The organism is Acetobacterium wieringae, from assembly GCF_001766835.1.
In the GTDB taxonomy this organism is placed as follows: domain Bacteria; phylum Bacillota; class Clostridia; order Eubacteriales; family Eubacteriaceae; genus Acetobacterium; species Acetobacterium wieringae.
Map to the genome: position 1 here is coordinate 1 of NZ_LKEU01000054.1, position 3,463 is coordinate 3,463.

The window sequence follows — 3,463 nt, forward strand, 5'->3', positions numbered from 1 at the left end:
CATTCTTTTCAGCCAGCATGAACTGAGCCCCGGTAATCCGCCGGGAAGCATCATCGATAAAAGCGATCAGATAGGTTTTGCGCTTTTTACCATTAAGAGTCAGATATGGGCCGTGGGAAACATCGGTTTGCCACAGGGTGTTGATATCAACATGGGCGAAACGGCGGCGATCCGACGTATCCGCCACAGATGCCTTTAACAGCTGATGTTTTTTCAGCAGCCGATACACTGTCGAATAGGAACAGTCAGAGCTGGTGAAGTGGCCTTCATGAATGAGCCACTCATGGAACAACTTCACCGATAAATGAATGTTTTCCGTTCGCAGCGTAAGGAGCCGTTTGGCCGATTCTGCCGGTAGCGCCCGGGAAGACCCTTTGTCTGTCCGAACCTTGGGCTTGAGCGCATCAAAACCATGGCGCCGGTACAGCCGGTGCCATTCCAGCAGGGTTTTACGGTTGTAGGACGGATGCCATAATGCGGGACATCATGGGTTTTGGCACTGACCTCATCCAGATAAGCCGTGTGGTTTGTGACGGTATCCGTCAGTAACGGCGCAATCAGGCCATAGCGAAATAAAGCAATCAATTCTTTGTCTTTTTCAGTCATTGTAAAAAACCTCCGATTAATTAGATATGAGGTTTTAAGGATCCAGAAAACCAGGTAAGTAGAGCATAACGGATCAAGCGATAAAAGGCAAAGCAAAAGCGCTGTGGGACAAATAGTTCTTCAAAAAAATAGGGAAGGATGGTACAATTAAAGTGCCATAAATCCTATCTTAAAATGATCGTGATATCTTTTGCCGAAGATGTGGGGCTTCCCCACCGAGTAGACCATTTCAAGAAGCTTTATGGCTTTTTTATGCCCAAAATCAGGAAAGACGATTAAAGGATCATGGCAGATGCGAAAATACTCAATCAGCCGGTTCAGACAAAAAAGAAAACGCCGGGTGATAAAGTGCCGATGCTGATGCGCTAAAGCGCAGCCTGAAGGAATCCTGTTAAAGAAGGCCCAAAGCAGTTCCAGTAGGAATGGAAGGGCCAGTTGAAACCCGGAATGGCAGAAAGAAGGCAGGATACTCACGGTCTTACCGCAATGAATACAGTAATGGCGTTGGACCGGAATGGAGAAGACATCCTCATACCAGATCACATGTCGGTGATAGATACCATGAAGATGAAGCCGCCTGCACGAATGACAATGAGGACAGCTGTCGATGCGAACTTTTTCAGCGGTGTAGAATTCGGTGATATAATCCAGCGGGTGTTCAGAAAAGTGTTCCAGATGAACCATGGTTGGTGCTTCCTTAATATGCTTAATGATTAATCATTATACCATAGTTGAAAAGCCGGGTTTAGCCGGAATAATTTGATTAAATCAGGGCTGTTTTGACACTTATAATTTGCTAATTAACAGGGTATCGGCTATACCAAAGTTAAAGAAACCCATCTGTTTAAAGAATCAATTGTTTTGTTTAAATATGCTATGGTTTTCACCGTGGAAATGAAAAAAACAGCGATTGAACAAGCGCCGTCAAAAAAAACCATTCAAGAAATTTTTAGAACCTACTATGAACTTGGCCGGGCGGTTAATCTGATTTCTGATTTTTTAAGAGAAAAAGGTTTTAATGCCCAGGCCATCCCGGCGATCGGCAGTAATTTGAATCTTACGGTGATGGCCAGGGATGCCGGACTGGGCGGCTTTGGAAAAAATGGGTTGCTGATCACACCTGATTACGGTCCCAGCGTACGACTGGCAGCAGTGTTAACCGACATCGAAAATCTTCCGGTTAACCAGAGATTAGATTATGATTGGCTACCAGATTTCTGTGCCACATGTCATGCGTGCGTCAAAAAATGTCCGGCCCAGGCCATTTATGAAAAGCCAATGATCTGCAAAGATGGCAGTGAGCAGCATATTGACTACAAAAAGTGCGCCGTTCCGTTTTCAAAACAGCATGGCTGCACCGTGTGTATTAAAGAGTGTGCGTTTTTTAAATCGGACTATAAAAAAATAGCAGCTGCCTACATTAGAAAAGAAAAAGCAGCAAAATAAAAGCTTCCAGTAGGAAAAAATCCACGAAAATGAGTGCTTAGCAGCATGAGCTTGTATTTCGTGGTTTTTTATTACTTGAATTTAGCCATGATTTTTGAATGAAAGCTGATTGGAAAAAGGCTATTCTAGCCTCCACTACTATTGAGGATAAAAACCAGTTAAAAAGGAGCGGCGTATGTATTTCATGAGAACGAGGATTAGCAGTTGTTAATTATAGCGGACCGGATCATGTATCAGTGGACATGGTTTTGACTAATTAGCACACGATAGAAAGCCTCAAAATTGAATCATCTCCCAAACAATCCCAGAATGAGGCATTGAACGGATCTGCACATGCTCATTGAAAATGATTGACAAAGCGAAAGAATAATTGCTCCATATAGTTAGGTAAGTTAACTATATGGAGGTGCAAATGAATGTTGATCTTATAAATAGTGCGGATGTAATTGGGATGTTTTGCAGGTTACATATGAACTCAAAGCGGGATTTTTCCATAAGACCTAGTGAAATGGGTGTACTGATATACGCTCAAAAGCAAAGCTGTGCTGTGACTCCGCTGATGATCAGCCAATTTTTTAACATCTCCAAACCTTCGGTCAGCTTAATGGTAAAATCTTTGACGAAGCAAGGTTTTTTAATCAAGGAAAGCTCGATTACTGATAAGCGAAGTTATACACTTGTGATAACCGAAAAAGGAGAGAATCTGGTTGAGTCATCGTTTATTGAGTATTTTAAAGCGGTTAAATTATTGAAAGAAAAAATGGGTGTGGATAAATTTGGTCAATTAGTTGACTTAATGAAAATTGCAAATTGCATATTAGAAGAGGAAAATACCGGATCGGAAGCGTTAGACTATTTCCAGGTGGCAGATGTGCTAAGTAAATTGAATAACAGAAAAATAACATACGTCAAACCAGGCCTGTTAAAATATCGAAATTACTATATCAAGAACCGTGGGCTGGATAAAGGCTATGTCAATGTTACGGTCATGTTGTATATCATGACCAGACTCGGTACGGCTAAAACAATCACCAATGAATTTTTTAAATTAACCGGAAAAAACCCTCGGACATTTGAAGATTTTGCAAAAGCTAATATTGGAGCTTTCATGAAAGGTAATGATAACTAAACGGTAAGGATATTGCTTCTCAAATCAATATTGATAATTTATGAGTAACAACAGAAATTTTCTGAATATTCTGTTGTTAAAAAGGGTGCTTCGGTTACGTAATTCCAATGTTGCTGAGGTCATCAGCGGGAATCAGCAATGTATTTTATTTACATACTCAAACTTCGCACATAAATAAACGACCCCAAATACCTTAACACCGATGTTACAGGCATAAAAATAGCATGAAAACACCAGATTTGTTATAATTGAATTAGCGAAAAACAAACAAACAAGCTGGAG

At 41.1% G+C, this 3,463-nt stretch carries 3 protein-coding genes and 1 pseudogene; 2 read left to right on the forward strand and 2 right to left on the reverse strand.

Annotated elements, in window-relative coordinates; genetic code table 11:
* Positions 1-606: pseudogene (locus tag ACWI_RS19200) on the reverse strand (helix-turn-helix domain-containing protein); the annotation flags it as partial.
* A 147-nt stretch (positions 607-753) separates the two neighbouring features.
* A complete protein-coding gene (locus ACWI_RS18715; protein ID WP_084633884.1) occupies positions 754-1,290 on the reverse strand; it encodes a transposase in 537 nt (178 codons plus the stop codon).
* A 177-nt stretch (positions 1,291-1,467) separates the two neighbouring features.
* Between ACWI_RS18715 and ACWI_RS18190 the strand changes: the two genes are divergently transcribed.
* Positions 1,468-2,052: a reductive dehalogenase domain-containing protein gene (locus ACWI_RS18190; protein WP_070372868.1), complete on the forward strand. Its 585-nt coding sequence runs from the start codon at positions 1,468-1,470 to the stop codon at positions 2,050-2,052.
* A gap of 412 nt (positions 2,053-2,464) precedes the next feature.
* Positions 2,465-3,181, forward strand: a complete 717-nt coding sequence (locus ACWI_RS18195; RefSeq protein ID WP_070372869.1) for a MarR family transcriptional regulator — start codon at positions 2,465-2,467, stop codon at positions 3,179-3,181.
* Positions 3,182-3,463: the final 282 nt, after the last annotated feature.